The organism is Aliiglaciecola sp. 3_MG-2023 (genome assembly GCF_030548205.1).
Lineage (GTDB): Bacteria > Pseudomonadota > Gammaproteobacteria > Enterobacterales > Alteromonadaceae > Aliiglaciecola.
The window spans coordinates 110,698-131,698 of sequence record NZ_JAUORV010000014.1; the positions used below are offsets into that span (position 1 = coordinate 110,698).

At 41.5% G+C, this 21,001-nt stretch carries 20 protein-coding genes and 1 pseudogene; 11 read left to right on the forward strand and 10 right to left on the reverse strand.

What is annotated here, in order from left to right; translation table 11 throughout:
• Positions 1-94 precede the first annotated feature (94 nt).
• The 4 genes from Q4574_RS15805 to Q4574_RS15820 form a co-directional block, all read right to left on the reverse strand.
• The gene (locus tag Q4574_RS15805) at positions 95-1,183 is read right to left on the reverse strand and encodes a DUF917 domain-containing protein (RefSeq protein ID WP_303475219.1); all 1,089 of its coding nucleotides are present in this window, start codon (positions 1,181-1,183) and stop codon (positions 95-97) included.
• Positions 1,180-2,760, reverse strand: coding sequence for a hydantoinase/oxoprolinase family protein (locus Q4574_RS15810; protein WP_303475220.1), 1,581 nt, complete (start codon positions 2,758-2,760; stop codon positions 1,180-1,182). Before Q4574_RS15810 ends, Q4574_RS15805 begins: the two co-directional genes overlap by 4 nt.
• 11 nt (positions 2,761-2,771) lie before the next feature.
• Positions 2,772-4,058, reverse strand: a complete 1,287-nt coding sequence (locus Q4574_RS15815; protein WP_303475221.1) for a cytosine permease — start codon at positions 4,056-4,058, stop codon at positions 2,772-2,774.
• A gap of 72 nt (positions 4,059-4,130) precedes the next feature.
• The gene (locus Q4574_RS15820) at positions 4,131-6,308 is read right to left on the reverse strand and encodes a TonB-dependent receptor (RefSeq protein WP_303475223.1); all 2,178 of its coding nucleotides are present in this window, start codon (positions 6,306-6,308) and stop codon (positions 4,131-4,133) included.
• Between the two features lie 171 nt (positions 6,309-6,479).
• On the opposite strand from Q4574_RS15820, the gene Q4574_RS15825 reads away from it, so the two are divergent.
• Positions 6,480-6,980 (forward strand): Lrp/AsnC family transcriptional regulator, encoded by a 501-nt coding sequence (locus tag Q4574_RS15825; RefSeq protein WP_303475225.1) that lies wholly within the window; start codon positions 6,480-6,482, stop codon positions 6,978-6,980.
• 177 nt (positions 6,981-7,157) lie between these two features.
• On the opposite strand, the gene fghA is transcribed toward Q4574_RS15825, so the two are convergent.
• From fghA to Q4574_RS15840, 3 genes are read right to left on the reverse strand one after another with little or no spacing between them, the layout of a single operon-like run.
• On the reverse strand, positions 7,158-7,997 hold the full coding sequence (gene fghA / locus Q4574_RS15830) for an S-formylglutathione hydrolase (RefSeq protein WP_303475227.1): 840 nt from the start codon (positions 7,995-7,997) through the stop codon (positions 7,158-7,160).
• 55 nt (positions 7,998-8,052) lie between these two features.
• Complete coding sequence (locus Q4574_RS15835) at positions 8,053-9,183, reverse strand: S-(hydroxymethyl)glutathione dehydrogenase/class III alcohol dehydrogenase (RefSeq protein ID WP_303475229.1); 1,131 nt, start codon at positions 9,181-9,183, stop codon at positions 8,053-8,055.
• 59 nt (positions 9,184-9,242) lie between these two features.
• Positions 9,243-9,569 carry a multidrug efflux SMR transporter gene (locus tag Q4574_RS15840; protein WP_303475230.1) on the reverse strand — a complete coding sequence of 109 codons (327 nt, stop codon included), beginning with the start codon at positions 9,567-9,569 and terminating at the stop codon, positions 9,243-9,245.
• Between the two features lie 141 nt (positions 9,570-9,710).
• Here Q4574_RS15840 and Q4574_RS15845 point away from each other — a divergent pair, with 141 nt between their 5' ends.
• From Q4574_RS15845 to miaE (Q4574_RS15870), 7 genes and pseudogenes are all read left to right on the forward strand, one after another.
• Complete coding sequence (locus Q4574_RS15845) at positions 9,711-10,577, forward strand: LysR family transcriptional regulator (RefSeq protein WP_303475232.1); 867 nt, start codon at positions 9,711-9,713, stop codon at positions 10,575-10,577.
• A gap of 455 nt (positions 10,578-11,032) precedes the next feature.
• Positions 11,033-11,278 carry a type II toxin-antitoxin system ParD family antitoxin gene (locus tag Q4574_RS15850; protein WP_303475233.1) on the forward strand — a complete coding sequence of 82 codons (246 nt, stop codon included), beginning with the start codon at positions 11,033-11,035 and terminating at the stop codon, positions 11,276-11,278.
• Between the two features lie 70 nt (positions 11,279-11,348).
• Positions 11,349-11,561 (forward strand): type II toxin-antitoxin system RelE/ParE family toxin, encoded by a 213-nt coding sequence (locus Q4574_RS21510; protein WP_368411647.1) that lies wholly within the window; start codon positions 11,349-11,351, stop codon positions 11,559-11,561.
• Positions 11,562-11,588: 27 nt separating this feature from the next.
• Positions 11,589-11,726: pseudogene (gene miaE, locus Q4574_RS15855) on the forward strand (tRNA isopentenyl-2-thiomethyl-A-37 hydroxylase MiaE); the annotation flags it as partial.
• A 64-nt stretch (positions 11,727-11,790) separates the two neighbouring features.
• The gene (locus Q4574_RS15860) at positions 11,791-12,069 is read left to right on the forward strand and encodes a type II toxin-antitoxin system CcdA family antitoxin (RefSeq protein WP_303475235.1); all 279 of its coding nucleotides are present in this window, start codon (positions 11,791-11,793) and stop codon (positions 12,067-12,069) included.
• Positions 12,066-12,365, forward strand: a complete 300-nt coding sequence (locus Q4574_RS15865) for a CcdB family protein (protein WP_303475236.1) — start codon at positions 12,066-12,068, stop codon at positions 12,363-12,365. Before Q4574_RS15860 ends, Q4574_RS15865 begins: the two co-directional genes overlap by 4 nt.
• 8 nt (positions 12,366-12,373) lie before the next feature.
• Positions 12,374-13,141: a tRNA-(ms[2]io[6]A)-hydroxylase gene (miaE, locus tag Q4574_RS15870; RefSeq protein WP_303475238.1), complete on the forward strand. Its 768-nt coding sequence runs from the start codon at positions 12,374-12,376 to the stop codon at positions 13,139-13,141.
• A gap of 7 nt (positions 13,142-13,148) precedes the next feature.
• Here miaE (Q4574_RS15870) and Q4574_RS15875 read toward each other — a convergent pair whose 3' ends face one another.
• Complete coding sequence (locus Q4574_RS15875) at positions 13,149-13,292, reverse strand: hypothetical protein (RefSeq protein ID WP_303475240.1); 144 nt, start codon at positions 13,290-13,292, stop codon at positions 13,149-13,151.
• 85 nt (positions 13,293-13,377) lie between these two features.
• Positions 13,378-14,286 carry a hydrogen peroxide-inducible genes activator gene (locus Q4574_RS15880; RefSeq protein WP_303475242.1) on the reverse strand — a complete coding sequence of 303 codons (909 nt, stop codon included), beginning with the start codon at positions 14,284-14,286 and terminating at the stop codon, positions 13,378-13,380.
• Between the two features lie 233 nt (positions 14,287-14,519).
• Between Q4574_RS15880 and ahpC the strand changes: the two genes are divergently transcribed.
• The 3 genes from ahpC to Q4574_RS15895 all read left to right on the forward strand — a co-directional run bounded on the left by ahpC (position 14,520) and on the right by Q4574_RS15895 (position 18,531).
• Positions 14,520-15,083: an alkyl hydroperoxide reductase subunit C gene (gene ahpC, locus Q4574_RS15885; protein ID WP_303475244.1), complete on the forward strand. Its 564-nt coding sequence runs from the start codon at positions 14,520-14,522 to the stop codon at positions 15,081-15,083.
• Between the two features lie 96 nt (positions 15,084-15,179).
• On the forward strand, positions 15,180-16,730 hold the full coding sequence (gene ahpF, locus Q4574_RS15890; RefSeq protein ID WP_303475246.1) for an alkyl hydroperoxide reductase subunit F: 1,551 nt from the start codon (positions 15,180-15,182) through the stop codon (positions 16,728-16,730).
• A gap of 265 nt (positions 16,731-16,995) precedes the next feature.
• Complete coding sequence (locus Q4574_RS15895; protein ID WP_303475248.1) at positions 16,996-18,531, forward strand: PAS domain-containing methyl-accepting chemotaxis protein; 1,536 nt, start codon at positions 16,996-16,998, stop codon at positions 18,529-18,531.
• A gap of 87 nt (positions 18,532-18,618) precedes the next feature.
• Here Q4574_RS15895 and Q4574_RS15900 read toward each other — a convergent pair whose 3' ends face one another.
• Positions 18,619-20,703: a M13 family metallopeptidase gene (locus tag Q4574_RS15900; protein WP_303475249.1), complete on the reverse strand. Its 2,085-nt coding sequence runs from the start codon at positions 20,701-20,703 to the stop codon at positions 18,619-18,621.
• Between the last annotated feature and the right edge of the window lie 298 nt (positions 20,704-21,001).

A 21,001-nucleotide genomic window follows, 5' to 3' on the forward strand; every position in this document is an offset into this window, starting at 1 on the left:
ATTTAGTTTGGATTACAACATTTACTAGAACGTTGCTCGTAGTAATTAAGCCGTTAGTTGTTTCGCAACTAACGGCTTTTTTGTCTATCTACGGCTATTTAATATCTTCTAATGCAACATAGTCTAAATCAAAACCGAAGCAGCGAGGCGACACCGCTTTAAGGGCCTTTTCAGAACGATAAAACTGGGGACAGCCTACTGCAAATACCGCCACTCGTTGACCGTAGCGCAAACGTTCCGCGTTGATTGGTGTCGAGGTTTCATAATCAACAATAACAATCAAATCAGGCACGCTCGCAACCACTTTTTCGCCTTTTAGAGCCAATAAGTATTCATTCTTAATGCTAACTGTCAGCGGTAAGTCGTTATTATCAAAAGATTCAATGGTGGCTTCACCAATATCGTAGCCGCCAACAATTCGAGTGGCTTTATCAATCACTTTTCCAGTAAAGATTAAGCGACATTCACCGTAGATTGAATCGTTAAACAGTGCCTGTAAAGGAGCAAGCATTTCGGTGGCTAAACCGCGATTTTCCCGCAGAGTTTGACCAAGTTTAATGGAAAAAGACAAGGTCCCTGGAATAATTGAATCTTTTAACTGACGACCGGTCATTGGATGTTCAGCTGCGGTAATCATGCCGCCAGCGGCCATAGCTAGACTGCGGATATGGCGTTCATACACCTCGGTGCTATTGGTCGAGAACGTCGCCACATTGCCGGCGTAGTCATAAGCAACTGATGGCGTGGGTTTCACACCAGCAATAGCATAACTCATCATTTGCGCTTCAGGTAAGGCTCGGCCCATACCGTCGCCGTCGATAACCGCTAAGCCTCTACCAGCTGCGGCAACAATCGGAATCAATGAATTGCCGCCACCGATTTCAAAAGAAGCAACCGCATCAACGGTTCTGCCAACGTGCTTTTCAAAAGCGGCCAAGGTGTTTGCTGCATCTTCAACCGAAGGAAGTAACTCAAGGCTAACTGTAGGCGCGCCTACAGCACCTATCGCTACCACATAGGCATCGTCGCTTAGTTCACTCGGCGCAATTACCTCTACTGCGCCAAATTGCTTAATTGCCTGCTCAGCGATTAAACGGGGAACATAGGGATCACCGCCGCCACCTGTTGCTAAAAAAACAGAACCTAGGGCTAAATCTTCTAAATGTTTTTGTTCAATTTTCATAATGTGGACTCTTGTATACGTTCAGAAGTATTGGTCGGTAAGGCAGCTAATTCACCTATTACTTTAACCCGAATACAGGTACTAGACTCATCCATATAAGGTACGGGGGTTTCTTCGATATCGACGGTGCGTAACGTATCTGCTGCCGCGCCTGCATCTATTGCACGTTGCATGGCATCTTTAGTCACTTGTTTTATCGCCTCTTCACGTGGCAAGGTGCGATAAGACACCATCTGTTCTGCTTCACCACCAATTTGCGCAATAGCGGCTCCAATGGCATTAGCCACACCAGCATGTTCAGGTCGATGAATATCGGATGCGGCTTCTAATCCCTCGGTCACCAAGATAGCGCCACCACCGACTAGTATCACGGGCATGGATTTCCCACCGGGTTTCATCATGTCGATATTGTTATCAAGCATCGCATGTAAGGTCTTCTTGGCCTGGCTAATAGTTTGCGGCGAGATATGCGCTACTTTTGTTTTGTCGCCAATATTTGCACCACCACTAGCCACTAAAATATCACTGGTAGTTAAAGTGTTGCCCCCAAAAACTAATGCTTCGGTAACCAGTTTGTGACCAACGGAATGGGGGCCAATAGCAGTGCCATCATCGGATACTATGCTGCCGCCGCCTAAGCCAATCGCTAAAATATCGGGCATTCTAAAATTAGTCCGCACGCCGCCAACTTTAATAATGACGTTTGATTCTCGGGGGAATCCATTCTGCAGAACACCAATATCAGAAGTGGTACCGCCAATATCAACTACAATAGCGTCTTTTAAACCGGTTAATTTATACGCGCCCCGTAGCGAGTTAGTCGGTCCTGATGCAAATGTTAGGGCTGGGTAGGAACGCACGAATTCAGCGTTCATTAAGGTGCCGTCGTTTTGGCTAATGTATACCGGACAATGCAGTTCGCGTTTTTTCAGAGCACCTAAAAATGAACTAACCACTTTGTCGGCGAAAGGTAATAATGTGGTATTTAAAATTGCCGCATTTTCTCTTTCCATTAAACCCAAACGACCAAAACTATGGGATAGGGTTATTTTCGCATCGGGTATCGCTTTACGAATTTCGTTGGCAACTTGCTCTTCTGGTGCTGAATTTATCGGTGAAAACGCAGACGCTATAGCAATATTTTTAACGCCGCTTTTGAGCATGCTGTTGAGCATATTACTGATTTCTTGTTGATCGATATCGGCTAATGACCAACCATCATATAAATACCCACCATGTAGCATGTAATATTCGCTATCAAGAGCATCTTTTAGGTCTTGAGGCCAGTCCAACATGGGGGGCATGCCTTTACCTGAGGGTAAGCCAATTCTTACGGCCGCTACCTGTGCCAGCTCACGTCGTTCAATAATGGCATTGGTAAATTGGGTTGTGCCAATCATGACGGTTTCGATTTCGTTCTGCGAAATACCGCTGTCGTTTAAAATAACATCCAACGCATTGGTAATTCCAGAAATCACGTCTGCTGAAGTAAGGGCTTTGGTGGATGCCAGTACATTGTCACCTTGCATAATTACGGCATCAGTATGAGTGCCGCCTACATCTATTCCAATTCTCATTGTGTTTGCCTCTAGCTTTGTGTTCGATGATTGGAACGACGTTCATTCCAAGATAATGTGGTGTATACAATGCCAGCAAGAAAAATAGCATCAATGGCTGCTATTCCCGAAGGTGAGGGAATTAAATTTTCGGTACTTAAAACCGCAAAAACGGCGCTAATCAACCATGCAATAAATCCTTTGGGGGCTATCGTTCGATTGTTGTTCAGAGAATCAATGTTGTATGCATGGGGGCGTATGACCAAGTAATCCATAATGATGATCCCAGCTACAGGAACAAAAATAATCGATAGGTAAAAGATAAAGGTAATAAAGTTATCGAGCAGGTTCAACAAAGCGAAAAAAACGCCTACTAAGCCTAAGCCAATAGTCACCCAAGTTGCGTTTAACCTAGGGAAGGTCGCGGTTGTGCTAAGCACTGCACTGTACAAATTCAAAGAATTTAGCACCCAACTCCCAGCAATGACGATGATGGATGCGCCAATGCCTAAGCCTAAATCAATCATAATATCTAGTATGTTTGCATGTCCTGAAGATGCGCCGGCTAATCCCGCAGCTCCCATTACCAGCATTTGCACAACAACATAGGCAATAAACGCGATATAAATCGCATTAGACCAGTGTTTAACAAATCGCGTGATATCCGGTAAAATAATAGCGCCAATGATGATTGCGCCTACTACCGCTGAAATGCCATCACCGAGTGACAAAGTGGCGACTTTTTCGGTTGCTAGAATTTGTTCAAATGACTTTTCACTCAGCGCGGAATACGCCAGTAGGAAGGTCACACCGGCCAATACAGGCACCATTATTGTGGCTAGCCAATTAATCGCTCTAAACCCAATAACTGTAGTCAAAGTCATACAAAAACTGGCAAAAATAGCGAGGGTTAAAGGTGCGATATTGAGCCCAAAGACATCTAATGCAAGGCGCGATACTGCATCTCCAAACAAGTTAATATTCACCCCAAACCAACCCAACAGTGATATGGCAAACGCGATATTAACTATGCTTGCGCCTTTGTCGCCAAACGCGATACGCACCAGTAAATAAGAGCTCATTCGAGTTTTAGCACCAATGACACCCATTACCCCACCAATGGCGAAGATAATCAGTGAGCCTATAAATAATGCAAGTAGCGTTTGCATAGGCTCAAGAGCCTGATAGACCTCTAGACCTGTAATAAAAGTGGGTAATGAGAATGCGACCATTGCACCAACGGCAGCAACTCGAGGCCAGGGGACAAGTTGGCTATCCGTAATCCTTACCGCGGAAAATTCATTTAGTTCCGGCTTCATAGTGAAAACTCATAGTTGTGTAGACTCTCTAACAACGAGCCCTTAAATAAGGGCTCACGAAAATTGAATCATTTAGAAGTTATAGTCGAGTTGAACACCAAAACTTGAGCCTACGTTGGGGAAACGTCCTAACGACACGACACTATTGCCTAACAAAACTAAGTCTTCTACTTGACGCTCATCTGTTAGATTATCTGCATAAGCCGTTACCGACCACACATCGGCTTCGAAGGTCGCTCTTAAGTTAACAAAGGTTTTCTTAGATGAAGCAATATCGGGAATATCAAAAGAAAATATTCGAGGACCGTTGTGGTTCAAGTCGGCGCGTAAAATTAAATCTATGTCTGATGACATTTCATATTGATACTCAGCGACCAAGTTAAGGTTGTAGTCAGCTACGTGTGGGAGCGAATAACCAACTAATTCAGGGCGCTGCGCAAAAGTTTTAATGTCAGAGTCAATAATTCCACCATTGGCCATCAAGGTTAAATTTTCGCTGGCCTGAACTGATAACTCAAATTCAATACCTTGAGTGGTTACATCGTCAACAGAGATGTTTTCTAAAGTAAAGGTCTCACCATTGAATCGGGTAATTTGCGCATCTTGTTGATCAATTCGAAACAACGCAAAGTTAAAGGTACCGTTACCGTCTAGTACACTCGTTTTAAAGCCTACTTCAAAACTATCAGATATTTCTTTATCGAAGGTACGGCTAATATCGGGGTGAGGTTCGTTAAAACCGCCACTACGAAAGCCCCGTGAATAACCACCATAAAGAAGGGTGTCAGGGGTCATTTGATAGGCTGCCGAGAATTTAGGTTGTAGCTCAGAAAAGGTTTTTTTCTCGAAGGTATCTTCAACGTAGCGAGGATCAAAGGATTCTCTGTCGTCTGTGTCGTAACGCATTGCTGCTGTTAATTCCAGCTTATCGGTTAAATCGTAATTTAGCTGGGTAGATAAGGCCCATGCGCTGCTGGTGTTATCATCTAAAATACTAAAAACGATTAGACTCTCGTCAAAATCTGCGCGGGTTTGAGGTTGATTGCCGGCCAAATCGTCATAGCTATTGAATTCGCTATTGCGGGTGCGCTCTTGGGCAAAAGCGGCTACAGCCCAACGCAGCCGTGTGTCACCATTAGATTTTAGTCGTGCTTCAAATGTAGTTGATTCTACTTTTAATATATTTTCTTGGGCGCCGGCATAGTAAAAGCCGTCAAAATCACTTTCTTTATTTGAATAATCCGCATCTGAGAATCCGTTTTGATCTGATTCACTATAACCGGCAACTAATTCAAGGGTTGAAGCGTCAAATTCATGTGAAAAGCGCGCGCTAAACTCGGCTAAATCGCGGCTATCTAAACCGGGCACATTGTGCTCAACCTCTATTGAAAAATCTTCCACTGTGTTGGCATCAACTGCTTGATAGTAACCGATACCGGATTCTGTATTCGTCAATCGAGCATTTAAATCTAAGATTGAGTCGTCGGAAACATCGATACTCAATTTACCAAAAACCGAATTCTCTTCATGAAAATCCACCTTTTGGTTCAAGAAAGTATTGTCTAGTTGTCCATCATAATCTCGTCTGTAAGCGCCGACTCTATAGTAAACTTGATCTTCGACTACGGCTCCCGATGCAACACCAGAAACGCGGAAATCGTTACCGCTGGCGATGGATGTAGTGACTTTCGCCTCAAAATCGTTGGTTGGTCTGCGAGTAGTAATGTTAACTGCACCGCCAATCGCACCTCGTCCATAGAGCGCACCTTGGGCGCCGCGCAGTACTTCAATTCGTTCAATATCAAACAGTTGTTGATTCATGAACTCTAAATCTGAGGCTGTAATACCATCAACAACAAAAGCTAACGGGGCATCACCCACCTGGGGAGTAATTAATCCTCGAATTTGAATGCGTGCCAAACCCGGACGAAAATTGTCTAGCTGGCTAAGGTTTGGGGTTAGATCGGCAACATCACGAAAGCTTTTTATGCCAGCCCGTTCGATTTGTTCAGCATTAAATGAGGTAATCGACTCAGGAATGTTTTGGATGTTTTCAACACGCCCACGGGCGGTAACAACCACTTTTTCGATATCGGTTTCAATCATTTCTTGTTCTTGCGCCGTAACAACAGAGGGAGACATTGCAAGCATCAAGGAGCTTGGCAACATTATAGCGGCTGCAATTTTACTTAGACGGTGATTATTGACGGGGGTATTTTTTACAAACTCAGTAGTTGTGCGCTTAGACATGTTGTTGATTCCCATTATGCTTCGGTTGGCAATTTTCTTATTCATTTGTTTTCATAGTATATTACTTAACGATGAAAATTTTCTGTTGAAGACACAGCACACTAACGGATAATCTTTAGCCTAAGGCCGTTTTCACAAAACAATCGTTTTTTAATTTAAAATGGGTTCCCAATGAGCAATAAGAAAAACATTAAGCTAGATCAGATCAATAGAAAAATAATAACGATTGTTCATACTCAGGCAGATATATCCAATCAAGAACTCAGTGAGCGTGTGGGGTTGTCAAACAGCGCCTGTTTTCAACGCACCAAAGCACTTAAGGAAGCTGGATACTTTAATGGCTTTTATACTGATTTGGATTTAAACCGCATTGCTAAAAACGTATTGGCTTATATTGAATTTACCTTAGAATCTAATAATCCCAAGGCCAGACAAAGGTTTGAAGAGGCTATTAACGAGATACCTGAATTTATGGATTGCCTACGTATAACCGGGGACAGCGATTACATCTGCTTTACTTGCTGCTCTGATACCCAAAAACTGGATGAGATATGCGATATGGTGAATGGCAACCCCGAATTGGGCATACAGAAACTCAAAACAAATATTATTTTAGAGCGCGCAAAGTGGTATTTAGGTTATCCGTTACAGAAGTTAGAGTGGTTGGAATAACACTAAATCCACTTTAGGTGGGCAAAGATTTTTGGTCTTAACCAACCCGTAAAATTTTATTCTATATGAAAATTTGATAGTTGAGTAGGAGGGGGGATAGAATTCTCCTCACGTTTTGTCTCTACTCAAAGAGTTAATTATCTTCGATAACAATGTGGTCAAATCTCACCACAAAGACTATCTATTTAAGTGGCTTGCATGAAAACGCAAGTGTTCTTCAATGAAACTAGCGATAAAGTAATAGCTATGGTCATAACCTTCATGAATTTTCAATTCAAGTGTGTAATCACGCATCTTCGCTGCAGCTTCTAACGTTTCGGGTTTTAACTGCTCAAGCAGAAAATCATCAGCGCCACCCTGATCAACTTTTGCTGGCACAAAGTGAGTCGCTTGTTTCATTAATTCACTAGCATCATGATTCTGCCAAGTGGTTTTATCTTTGCCTAAATATGCACTAAAGGCTTTTTGTCCCCAAGGCGTTGATATGGGGTTACAAATAGGACTAAATGCCGACATTGAGCTGTAGCGTGTAGGGTTCAACATAGCGATGCTGAGTGCGCCATGTCCTCCCATTGAATGACCACTGATGGCGCGTTTATCAGAAACTGGAAACGTCTCTTCGATGAGTTTCGGCAGTTCTTTAACCACATAATCATACATTTGATAGTGACGGTTCCATGGGGCTTGCGTAGCATTGACATAAAAACCTGCGCCCTGTCCCAAATCATAATGCTTATCATCAGCCACTTCTTCACCTCGAGGGCTGGTATCGGGAGCAACAATAGCGATACCCAACTCGGCAGCGACACGTTGAACACCAGACTTTTGCATAAAATTCTCATCGGTACAGGTTAAGCCTGATAACCAGTACAATACCGGAACCTTTTTGCCACTTGAAATGTGTGGCGGAAGGTAAATTGCAAATCGCATACTGCAATTTAACGCCTGCGATTGGTGGCTATATTGTTTGTGCCAGCCCGCAAAACTTTTGTTGGCACTTAAATTTTCAATTGTCATTGGAATACCTCATGGAATGCCCAAAATAATTACTATTTTGGGCAATGTAGTGACTTTATTTATCAAAATGAATGACGGTACGGATGCTTTCACCTTTGTGCATCAGATCAAATGCATCATTTATCTCTTCTAGAGGAATAGTGTGGGTAATAAAATCACTCAATTTAAATTCGCCGGCTAAATAACGTTCAACATAGTCAGGTAATTCTGAGCGCCCCTTAACACCACCAAATGCTGAGCCTCGCCATACACGGCCAGTCACTAGTTGGAACGGACGAGTAGATATCTCTTGTCCTGCACCGGCCACACCAATTACCACTGATTCACCCCAACCTTTGTGGCAACACTCTAAAGCAGAGCGCATTAGGTTCACGTTACCAACACACTCGAATGAGTAATCCACACCACCATCAGTAAGTTCTACAATGACATCTTGTATGGGCTTGCTGTAATCTTTTGGATTAATACATTCTGTTGCGCCCAGTTTTTTCGCCAGTTCAAATTTATTTTCGTTGATATCTATTGCAATAATGCGACTTGCTTTAGCCATAGTCGCGCCAATGACCGCGGACAGACCAATTCCACCTAGACCAAAGATAGCTACGGTTGCCCCTTCTTCAACTTTCGCGGTATTCATCACCGCACCCATACCCGTTGTGACTCCACAACCCAGTAAGCAAACCTCTTCTAGTGGTGCGGCTTTATTCACTTTGGCTAAGGATATCTCAGGTAAAACCGTGTATTCAGAAAACGTAGAGCAGCCCATATAGTGGAAAATAGGTTTTCCATCTTGGTAAAAACGAGTAGTGCCATCAGGCATCAAACCTTTACCTTGAGTTTCTCGGATCTTTTGGCACAAATTGGTTTTGCCTGAAAGACAAAATTTACATTCGCCGCACTCAGGAGTGTAGAGGGGGATAACATGGTCGCCCACTTCTACGCTGGTTACGCCTTCACCAACTTGCTCAACAATACCACCACCTTCATGCCCCAAAATAACTGGAAAAATACCTTCAGGATCTTCCCCAGATAGGGTAAATGCATCGGTATGGCATACACCTGAGGCGATAACCTTGATGAGTACTTCACCTTTTCGAGGTAGCATGACATCCACTTCTTCGATGGATAATGGCTGCTTAGGCCCCCAAGCGATGGCGGCTTTTGATTTAATAAATTTATCTGACATATTTTTCTCACTTTGTAGTTAGTTCTAATTTAAAAATAGCAATGTTTTGTGCCGTATCTTTAATGGGCGTGACCTTGAGATAGATTAATGATGGCTACCCCTACAGCGACAAACGCCATGCCAAACCAGGTTGTTAGGTCAAGGTGTTGGCGATAAATGACCGTTGACAATAGGGTGACGGTAATAATGGCAAGACCTGCCCATAGGGCGTGCACGATACCAATAGGCATGTTTTTCATTGCTTGCCCTAGAAACATAAAGGCACCCAGGTGACCGAGTAACACTAGAAGACTTGGCAGCGGTTTGGTGAAACCATCGGTCTCTTTCAAAGCCACATGTGAAATGGCTTCAGCGGCGACACCTAAAAACAAAAATAACCAGCTCATCGTTGCGTCCTCTTAACGTTTGCGACATGAAACGCCGTGATATTTCACAGCATGTTTCGGATATGGGAGCCATTATAGTTATTTCTAAATAAGTGATAATATGCTATTTAATTAAATTACTTTTACGATATGGTAATAATCATGCAATGGGAAGGTATCATTGAATTTGTTTATGTCGCCGAAAACGAGAGTTTTACTCAGGCCTCCAAAAAAATGGCTATTTCGACCGCTCAAGTCAGCAGACAGATAACAGCGCTGGAAAAACGACTTAATACTAAATTGTTTTATCGTACAACACGCAAAGTATCCTTAACTGAAGAAGGGCGGGTTTTTTATCAACACTGTCGTAGTGTACTCGATGGGTTAGATGCAGCAGAGCGTGCCATAACAAACTTGCAATCGAAACCTCAGGGAAAAGTAAAGCTGACGGCTCCCGTAACCTTTGGTGAACAACAAATATTACCGCTAGTCAATAATTTCGCCTTGCAATACAGCGATATTGAGGTAAATGCGTTGCTGACTAATCAGAATTTAGACTTGGTGGAAGGAGGGTACGATTTAGCGATTCGGCTTGGCAGGTTAACTGATTCAACGATGATGGCGAAAAAACTGGGAAAGCGAACCAACTATGTGTGTGCATCATCAGCGTATATTGATAAACATGGCATACCTCACTCCTTGTCTGAATTGAGTACACACGTTTGTTTATTGGGAACTCTGGATTATTGGCACTTTAGAGAGTCAGGCAAAGAGAAAAATATTCGCGTGAATGGAAAACTTCGCTACAACAGTGGTTTTGGACTTGTTGATGCGGCATTAAAGGGCTTGGGCATAGTACAATTGCCCGATTATTATGTTCAAGAACACCTGCAAAGTGGAAGTTTGATTTCATTGCTGGATAATTATCGCGCCCCTGATGAAGGCATTTGGGCTATTTACCCTCAAAATCGCCACCTATCTCCCAAAATAAGATTATTAGTGGATTATTTGGCAGAGCAATTACATTAAAGGCCGTTATATTATTCAGCGTATTAATCTAATGCAATTCCAAGCATGGGTAGATTGGGGTGTGACATTATTTGCGGCAGTATTAATTTTTTTCTTTATTGCCAAAAGGCGTTTTATCATCGTATTTTAAGAAGTCTTATTTGTTTGGAAACGTTGTTAATCCTCATCAAAAGCTTGTTAAGGTGTGACCCCCAAGATTGGATCGACGTAGCTACCAAGCCTAAAATCTGCCTACGTTATTAGTCGATCACGCTAACTGCGAGCTAAAGGCATAGGTGTGCAACAGTATTTGATACAAAATTTGTTTACGAGCTATTACTTTGTCCAGAGATACCTATCCAGTAAATATCAAAAATGAATCCCAACTATATACACGATAATTCCTTTTGTATAACAGTCGAATTGAACTATAATCTCATCAATAGTATGAATATTTCATATTTTGGGGGAGTATAATGTCAACAACTCGCAAAACTATTACGGTGACAGACCAACAAGATAAATGGATAAAAGCTCAAATTGCAGCTGGCCGTTATACTAACGATAGCGAATATATCCGCGCTCTTTTACGCAATGATCAGGAACAAAATAGCCATGATGACGCTATTAGAAAAGCATTAATTGAAGGCGAAGCAAGCGGAAAACCTCAGCTATTCAATGTAAGTGAATTCAAAGAAAGAATGAAGACTAAACATGCCTAGTTATCGTCTTGCTCCATCGGCTGAGCAGGACATGGAAGCTATTTGGCAGTACTCTTTTTAACAATGGGGTATCAACCAAGCTAACATTTATATTGATGAACTGGTTTCAGCTTTTGAAGGTTTGGCAGCTTCATCTTCACAGGCGATATCCTGTGATAATATTCGGGTAGGATATAAATTCTATCGCCAAGGAAAGCATCTGATCTATTTTAAAACAACCAATTATGGTGTGGCGGTTATTAGAATTCTGCATGAGCGAATGTTGCCTAGTCTTCATCTTTAACCTTTATCTCTCAAAGGATACCCTTTCTTGCATATTTCAGAGCTACTTTCTCCAATAAACAATTTCCTACAATGCTCAACCCCGCAAAGCTGGATTGATGAAGCAATTAAAGGGGAAAATCTGACTACGTTATTAGTCGATCACGCTAACTGCGAGCTAAAGGCATAGGTGTGCAATTGCCCTAACGACGGAGAAATAGCCAGTGCGCCAACGTACAACTTGACTGCGCATGAAATATGCGCATAATAAAATCAATGTTTTAGAAAAAGGTCTGTTTATGGCAACGACTAACAAAATTCCTTGCAATACATCAATAGACGCTCAACTAATTAATGAGGCTAGAGAACTTAAATTAAGCCCATCGGCGATTTTGGAAGAAGCACTAGGCAAAGCAGTGAAGCTAGCAAAATACCAACGTTGGTGCCAGGAAAACAAGCAAGCGATTGAAGATCACAATAATGTTGTAATGAAGCACGGAACTTTCTCTGAAAGAATTAGGCAGCTATGAATTTTACGCAATTTTCATTGTGTGAAGCCTATGAACAACGCTTAGTTATTCTGACAAATACACTCTTCAATGATGTTGAGAGTATTTTGGTTGCACCTATCCAAATTCAAGCAGAACGAATACTGATAAAGGGGTTACAAATTCCACTAATCATTAATGATACAAATTGCTACGTCGATTTGTTAGATATTGCGACGATTTCAAAGAAAAACATTAAACCTGTTGCCTGTTCTGATTTGTCAGAGTATCGAACGGCAATCAAAGCTGGCTTAGATTTATTGATTGATGGATTTTAAATAGCATAATGTCTGCAATCATTAACCAACTGCTTGAGCCAATTACCAATTTTCTCTATTGCCCAACCCCGCAAAGCTGGATTGATGAAGCAATTAAAGGGGAAAATCTACCTACGTTATTAGTCGATCACGCTAACTGCGAGCTCAAAGCCGCGCAAACTGCTATGTTGTTATTACGTCGCTATGCGGTGGATAAAGAAAGCGGCGACGCATTATTGGCTTGGCTAAAACCTTTCGAAGACTTTGTTTATCGCAAAGTGGGTGATGGTAATTTTAAAGAACATGTTAACTTGTCTAAAAAGTTGATTAGCAAGTCAAATTTTGAGCATGGTGATGAGTTAATCAATAAAATGGTCATGCTGATCAAAGAAGAATTGCACCATTTTCAACAGGTGTGGGAGATTATGCAAAATCGCGGTATTGAATACGCTAACCTGACAGCATCACGTTATGCTCGAGGAATGATGAAGCGCGTGCGTACCCATGAGCCTGCCAAACTGACAGATACCTTGATTTGTGGTGCTTTTATTGAAGCTAGAAGCTGTGAGCGTTTTGCTAAATTAGCGCCTTTTTTGGATGATGAGTTAGAGACTTTCTATATATCTTTACTGCGTTCTGAGGCGAGACATTTTCAGGATTATTTGAGCTTAGCTGAAAAGATTGCGTTGCAACCAATCGACGACAGAATTGAATTATTTAAACAAAAAGAAGCGGAATTAATTCTTTCTGATGATAGTGAATTCCGCTTCCATAGTGGTGTGTTAATCGGTAACTAAACACCGATTAATTAACTGACTTTTCATCGTCGTTTTTTGCACCACAAAGTTGATCACCGTAGTAGTTATTTGCGTAATTACAATGAGTTGAACTTTTGTTTACTGATTTAGAATGAAAGATAGACTTAACGTTTTTGATTAGAGTTTGCATGTTATTCACCTTGTTTTAATTGAGGTTTTATCATGTGCTAATTTAATCAATGTTTAAATTTCAATAAATCAATAAACGTATTCGGTTAATTAGAACCACACTTTTCGAGTAATTGATTGTGAAAGATATCTTTTAAAATAGTCAATTCCGAGGTCCTCACATAATTGGGTCGAATGATTAGCGCAATGGTGCGGTGCGGACCAGGTTCGTTTAAATGAATCGCGCGTAATTCTGACTGGTGATGGATAAGTTGGTCTAAGGCCATTTGCGGAACTAAGGTGGTGCCTAATTTCCCAGCAACCATCTGTACTATGGTGTGCAAACTGGCGGAATCAAAATCTGATTGCTGTTTCTTGTTTTGCAAACTACAGGCCACCAACGCATGATCTTTCAAACAGTGCCCGTCTTTTAACAGCATCAATTTTTCTATTTCCATTTCTTCACTGGTAATTTCTTTCATTTGACTTGGGCTTTCATCTTTATGGCTTACCCAAAAAAAATCTTCCTCCCAAAACGGGAAGGACATCAGTCCATCTACAGGGTAGGGTAATGCAAGCACTGCAGCATCAATATCGCCATTGCGGACCAAGTCCACCAATACGTGGGATTGCTCTTCTACTATTTGTAACTTGAAGTCGGGGTATTGTTTGCGGACCTCAGGAAGAACTTTGGGCAACATATAAGGACCAATCGTTGGAATGACCCCTAAGGTCATCGGTCTTGATAGAGGGGCTTTGTTGGTTTGGGCAAGTTGCATCAATTCATCCATTTCGATCTTAATGCGTTTTGCTTTGGCTAGAATGATCTCCCCGTCTGCGGTGATCAACACCTGTTTATTATTCCTCTCAAAGATTTGCAAACCAATTTGTTTTTCCAATTCATTTATGGCGGTGCTTAACGCTGATTGGGAAACATTGCAGGCTTCTGCTGCTTTTTTAAAGTGGCGCGTCTTTTCAATGGCCAATGCGTATTTTAATTGTTTTAAAGAAACCATAATTGTTATTCCAAATAATTGAACATAAGTACAAATAAAATCTATTGAGATGGATTGTAACAGTGCAAGACCGTAAAACGGGCATTTCTATAGTTCTAAAAAATAGAAGATAAGTATAGATTTAATTTAATTTAACTGCACGTTGATTGGATTTAATATTATCCCCGTTGAAAGCAAACACGCTTTTTAAGCAAAAACTATTTAAAGCAATTTTATTAAAGAGGAATACAAACATGGCTCAGATCGGAAAAACTATCCCAGAATTTACAGCACAAGCATTTCATAACGGCGAATTCGTTGAAGTAACGTCTGAAAGTGTTAAAGGAAAGTGGGGCATCTTCTTGTTCTATCCTGCTGACTTTACTTTCGTATGTCCTACAGAGCTTGAAGATATGGCGTCACATTACGAAGAACTTCAAGGTCTTGGTGTAGAAGTTTACGCAGTATCAACTGACACACATTTCTCACACAAAGCATGGCACGATTCATCAGAAGCCATTGGCAAAATCAAGTTTCCAATGATTGGTGACCAAACTGGCACAATCACACGTGGTTTTGATGTGATGATTGAAGAAGATCACATGGCACATCGTGGCACATTCTTGGTTGACCCAGATGGCGTTATCCAAGTTGCACACATCCATGCTGGCGGTATTGGTCGTAACGCTAAAGATATGGTTCGTAACGTTAAAGCAGCTCAATACGTACGTGAAAACGACGGTGAAGTATGTCCTGCAGCATGGGAGCAAGGTCAAGAAACCTTAACGCCTAGCTTGGACCTAGTGGGTAAAATCTAAGTTTATATTAATCCACTTAAACTGGCGGGTTAGGGAAGTCGAGGCTTCCACCCGCCATTTTTTTCACCAGTTTATTTGCAGTAAAAAGGTAACACTATGTTAAATAACGATATTTTAAATGCTCTAAAATCTTATACAAAAAATATGACTAACAGCGTGGCACTAGTTCTACAAACTGGTGAGCATGAAAAACGTCAAGAATTAGTCCAATTTTTAACATCATTGTGCTCAGTTTCAGACAACCTGACGCTAATTGAGCGTGATGATAATCTACGTAGCCCTATTACTTTCAATTTGGAAGTTGACGGAAAACCAAACGGGGTTTCCTTCTCTGGCATTCCCAGTGGGCATGAGTTTAATTCCCTAATTTTAGCTGTTTTGCAATCTTCAGGAACGGAATTAAAACTCGATAAGACATTACAAACCATGGTGCAGAAAATCAAAGATGATTTGCATTTTGAAGTCTTTATTTCTTTGAGTTGCCACAACTGTCCAGATGTTGTGCAATCGTTAAATCAATTTGCATTATTGAATACCAATATAAGCACTGAAATGCTCGATGGAGGCTTGTTTCCAGAGCTAATTGAGCAGCGTAATATTCAAGGCGTACCTAGTGTTTACTTAAACGGTGAGTTGTTCGCTAATGGTAAAATTGATACTGCCCAATTGGTCGATAAATTAATTCAACGTTACCCTTATATTGTTGGAGGTGACGACAACGAAACCTTACCTTTGCAAGACGTGACCGTTATCGGTGGTGGTCCAGCAGGGGTCGCGGCAGCGATTTATTCTGCTCGTAAAGGTTTGAACGTGACCATGATTGCTGATCGCATTGGTGGTCAGGTAAAAGATACTGTGGGAATCGAAAATTTAATCTCTGTTCCTAAGACAACAGGGACTGAATTAACCGGTAACTTGCTAGCTCATTTAAATGATTATGAAGTCAACATCAAAGAGTTTTTACGAGTTGATAAGATTGAAAAAGGCAAAACTAAGAAAATACATTTATCCAGCGGTGAAGTTATTGAAACCAAAACAGTCATTATCGCTACCGGGGCAAAATGGCGCGAGTTAGGTGTCCCAGGAGAGAAAGAAAATGTGGGTTCAGGAGTGGCGTATTGTCCACACTGTGATGGACCTTTCTTTAAAGGCAAAGATGTGGCGGTTGTGGGTGGAGGTAACTCGGGTATCGAAGCGGCCATTGATCTAGCTGGTATGGTTGACCACGTTACTGTATTTGAATTTTTGCCTGAATTAAAAGCCGACAAAGTGTTGGTTGAAAAAGCCGAAGCCAACAATAAAATTACCATTATCAAAAATGTCGCCACTAAACAGATATTGGCAGAAAATGGCAAAGTCGTTGCTTTAGAATACGAAGATAGAATTACAGGAGAAATAAAACAGCAGCCTTTGGCAGGCGTATTTGTTCAAATCGGACTTGTCCCTAATAGTTCATTTTTGAAAGATGTAGTTGAATTGAGTAAATTTGGTGAAGTGGTTATTGATCAAAAATGTGCCACGTCTGAACCCGGTATTTTTGCCGCTGGGGATGTAACCACTGTGCCATATAAGCAAATAGTCATCGCCATGGGAGAAGGCTCTAAAGCGTCTTTATCTGCCTTTGATTACTTGATACGCGAAAGTTAATCTTTTACTACAATTTAATCCTTTTGCTAAAAAGACAAGCTTCGGCTTGTCTTTTTTTTTGTACCCAAAATACGATTTCCATTATACGTTTAGGCACTTTAGCCGATATTACATCATAGAGTGACTATACTGTTACTTGCATACTGTCACCAATAAATTATCTCGCAAAATCAGTGAGCTTTTAACGAAAGTGATTTATAATGATAAATTCAAATAATTCAACACCTTAAGTGTTGATTGTAATGGATTAAGTGGAGAAGGGTTAATGGCTAAGCGCAATCAAAGTATTGTCGACCAAGAGGTTACTTTTGGCGTGAATGAAGAATTAGTCTCAGTTACGGATCTCAGAGGAGTAGTAACCTATTCAAATGACAAATTTTGTGAAGTTGCTGGCTTTCCAAGAGAAGAGTTAGTCGGTAAAAATCACAATATTGTGCGTCACCCAGAAATGCCAAAAGCTGCATTTGCTGATATGTGGACAAAACTAAAAGCCAAACAGCCTTGGCGCGGCGCGGTGAAAAATAGATGTAAAGATGGTCGTTATTATTGGGTTGATGCTTATGTTACCCCTGTCTACGAAAATGGCGAATTGAAAGGATTCCAGTCTGTTCGCCGTTTTTTACAACCTGAGTATCGCCAGCGTGCAGAAGCCCTCTATGCAAAATTAAACAAGGGAGAAAAGGCAGAAAGTAAATGGGCGCTAAACTGGGGAATGAAACACGCTTTATTCTTGTGTTTGTCCATAGCTATTTTAGCTCTAACCATGTTCATACCTTATTTTGCTGTGCTGTTAGTGGGTCTGCCTTATCTGATCTTTAAAAATGAAATGGTTAACTTACCGGGCTTTCTTAAACAGTCACAGCAAGATTATGACAGTGTTTCTCGATTTGTTTTCTCCGGTACCGGTATTGTTAGCGTAGCGGATTTTCCTGCAAAAATGCATCAAGGTGCTATTCGAACCATTATTGGCCGCGTTATAGACAGTTCGTCTTCACTTTATGATGTGGTTGTTGAGCTAAAATCCGCCGCGGAAAGGGCGACCGAAGGCGTTGAAAAGGAAACCCTAGAAGTGCATCAAGTTTCTGCAGCCATTGAACAAATGGGGGTGTCGATTAGTGAAGTTGCTAATAACGTTAATTTGACTTCGCAGAAAATTGAAAGTGCCAATCAGGGGTGTGAAAACGCGACTAAAGCCATGACCGAAACTATGCAAAAAGTCTCTAATTTGGCTGAAGATGTAGAAAGTTCGGCGAACGCTTCTGAACAATTGGCCGAAGAAGCTAAAAGTATCGGAACCGTTATGAGTGAAATTCAAGGTATAGCAGATCAAACGAATCTATTGGCGTTGAACGCAGCAATAGAAGCCGCTAGGGCAGGGGAGCACGGACGTGGTTTTGCCGTAGTTGCCGACGAAGTCCGCGCATTGTCGAGTCGCACACATTCGGCTACAGAACAAATACAATCTTCTATTAATGAAATTCAATCGACGTTATTGAAGTGGGCTAAATCTATGAATGAAGGGAAAGATGCAGCCATTGAATGCGTTGCTGATACTAGACAATCTCGAGAGTTGATAGAAGGTGTTTACCAGCAAATTTCCGAGATTTCGGGGTTGGCCTTTCAAATATCAACGGCCGCAGAACAGCAGAGAGTCGTATCCCAAGATGTCAGTAATAGCATTATGAGTGTGAGTAATATTTCCCAAGAGAATTTAGAACAAGTTAATTTTGTGAAACAAGCCTCAAATGATATTAATACTAAAGCGAAGGTCTTAGCATCGTTGGGCTTAACATTCGGATAGCTTTTAGTTGATTCGCGTGAGATTCAGAGAGTTTTAAAAGTGGAAACAGCAAGCCCTTTTTGGTTGGGCTTGCTGCGTATTGGTTTGTTACCAGATACGTACGCGTTCTTCTGGAGCTAAATAAAGTGCGTCACCAGGTTGAACGTTAAAGGCTTTATACCAAGCATCGTGGTTGCGTGGTGCAACCGTTCTGTAGCGAGCAGGTGCATGGGGATCAGATTTCAATTGTGTCATTAGGCTTTCTTCAGTGCGTTTTTCGCGCCACACTTGTGCCCAAGCTAAAAAGAATCTTTGATCACCTGTTACCCCATCAATGACCGGGGCTTCTTTGCCATTTAGGCTCAGCTTGTAAGCATGGTACGCCATGGCTAACCCACCTACATCACCGATATTTTCACCTAAGGTAAGTTGGCCATTTACATGGCTACCTTTTATAGGTTCATAACCATCATATTGGGCAACAAGGGCATCTGTACGAGCATCGAATGCAGCTCTATCTTCATCTGTCCACCAGTTACGTTGGATGCCATTTTCATCAGATTTTGAGCCCTGATCGTCAAAACCATGGCCCATCTCGTGCCCTATGACGGCACCTATACCGCCATAATTCACCGCGGGATCGGCATTGGGATCAAAAAATGGCGGTTGCAAAATAGCGGCTGGAAAGACGATCTCATTAAATGAACTGTTGTAATAGGCGTTCACTCGTTGTGGTGACATGCCCCAACGTTCACGATCCGTTTTTTGCAGCTCTTTTGCAACACTATCATCCCTAAAGAATTGGCGAATTCTGAAAATGTTTCCCAACAAGTCATTATCTTTGATTTCTAAACCATCAAAACTCTGCCACTCATCTGGGTAGCCTATTTTTGGACGAAATGAAGCTAGCTTAGCGTGGGCGTTTTTCTTAGTTTCTTCTCCCATCCATTCCAAACTATCAATACGTTCACCTAAGGCTGTTCTAAGATTTTCAACAAGTTCTGCCATTTGTGCTTTGGAGCTTGCTGGGAAATGTTTTTCTACATAACTTTTACCAATGGCAAATCCCAGGGATTGGGTTCCTGACATCTGCGCTATGGCGCGTTTCCAGCGAGGACGGGGTTCTTGTTGCCCATTTAAGGTTTTACCATAAAACTCAAAGTTTGCTTTGAACATTTCGTCAGACAGCAATTCAGCTTGATTGGTGATCGTATGATAGGTCATATAATCTTTCCAAACTGAAAGGGGTTCATTGTTGATCAGTTTAATGACGTTTTTAATGGGCTCAGGTTGAGATATATTTAAATGGGGCACCTTATAACCGGTTTCGGCAAAATAAGTGTTCCAATCAAAACCTGGGTAATCGGTGAACAATTGCTCTCGTTTAATTTGATTTAACGTTAAATCTCGGTCACGACGTTTTTCTCGTGGCCACTGAACTTCCGCTATCTGAGTTTCCAACGCTAATATACTTTTAGCTTTTTCAGCAGCGTTCTCAACCTTAGCAAAGTTCAACATTTCTTCAATATGGGCAACGTAGGCTTCACGAATTTTTATAAAGCGTTCAGTGTCTTCTAAATAATATGAGCGATCAGGTAGCCCCAAGCCGCCAACACCGACAGACAATTGATATTCATCGGGGTTTAAGCGGTTAAACCACATTCCACCATAAATTGGGCTTGCTGAGCCGTCGAGCCAAGCACGACCAAACATGGCTGTCAGTTCCGTTTTATCAGCAATACTGCTGATGCTGTCTAACACTGGTGAAATGGCAGAAATACCTTTTGCATTTACCGCGTCAGTATCCATGTAAGCTTTATAAAAGTTGGCAATTAATTGTTCTTCTGAAGTCAATTGGTTGCCGTCAGTGTTACTAGCGATTTCATCGATGATAGCTTTAATTTGCTTTTCACTGCGTTCAGCTAATTTTGTGAAGGCACCATATCTTACTTTATCGCTTGGGATGACAAAGTTATCGTACCAAGTACCGCCGGCGTAGCGGAAAAAATCGTCACCGGGTTTAACTGATTCATCTTTTGCATCTAGTTCGATACCAAAGCTACCTAACTCAGCCTTTGTTGTTTGTGTAGTGGCTGTCACTTCTTCATTGTTGCTAGTTGTCTCTGTCGCCTTATTACATGCGCTTAGAACAAATACGCTAGCTATACTTACTGCTATAAGTGTTTTTTTCATAAATCCTCAATTTGTCGCTTTATGATGTAGACATCACAATCCAAAGCAATATGAAACGCTGAATCCTGTGCCCGTTGTTTATTCAATGGGCACAGAAGTTTTACAAAGTCATTTAATTTACATTAACCGCGACACTCTACCTATAATCCAAGGTAAATTACATAGTTGTCAGATAAACGGTACATAATTTAAGAGTAAAGAACACAGGACAGAAAATATCTTCCTCATGCTGTAGCATGGTCTTTAGGCCATGGAATGACATGGAGGTATGAAAACAATCCTCGGGGTTTGTAGCATG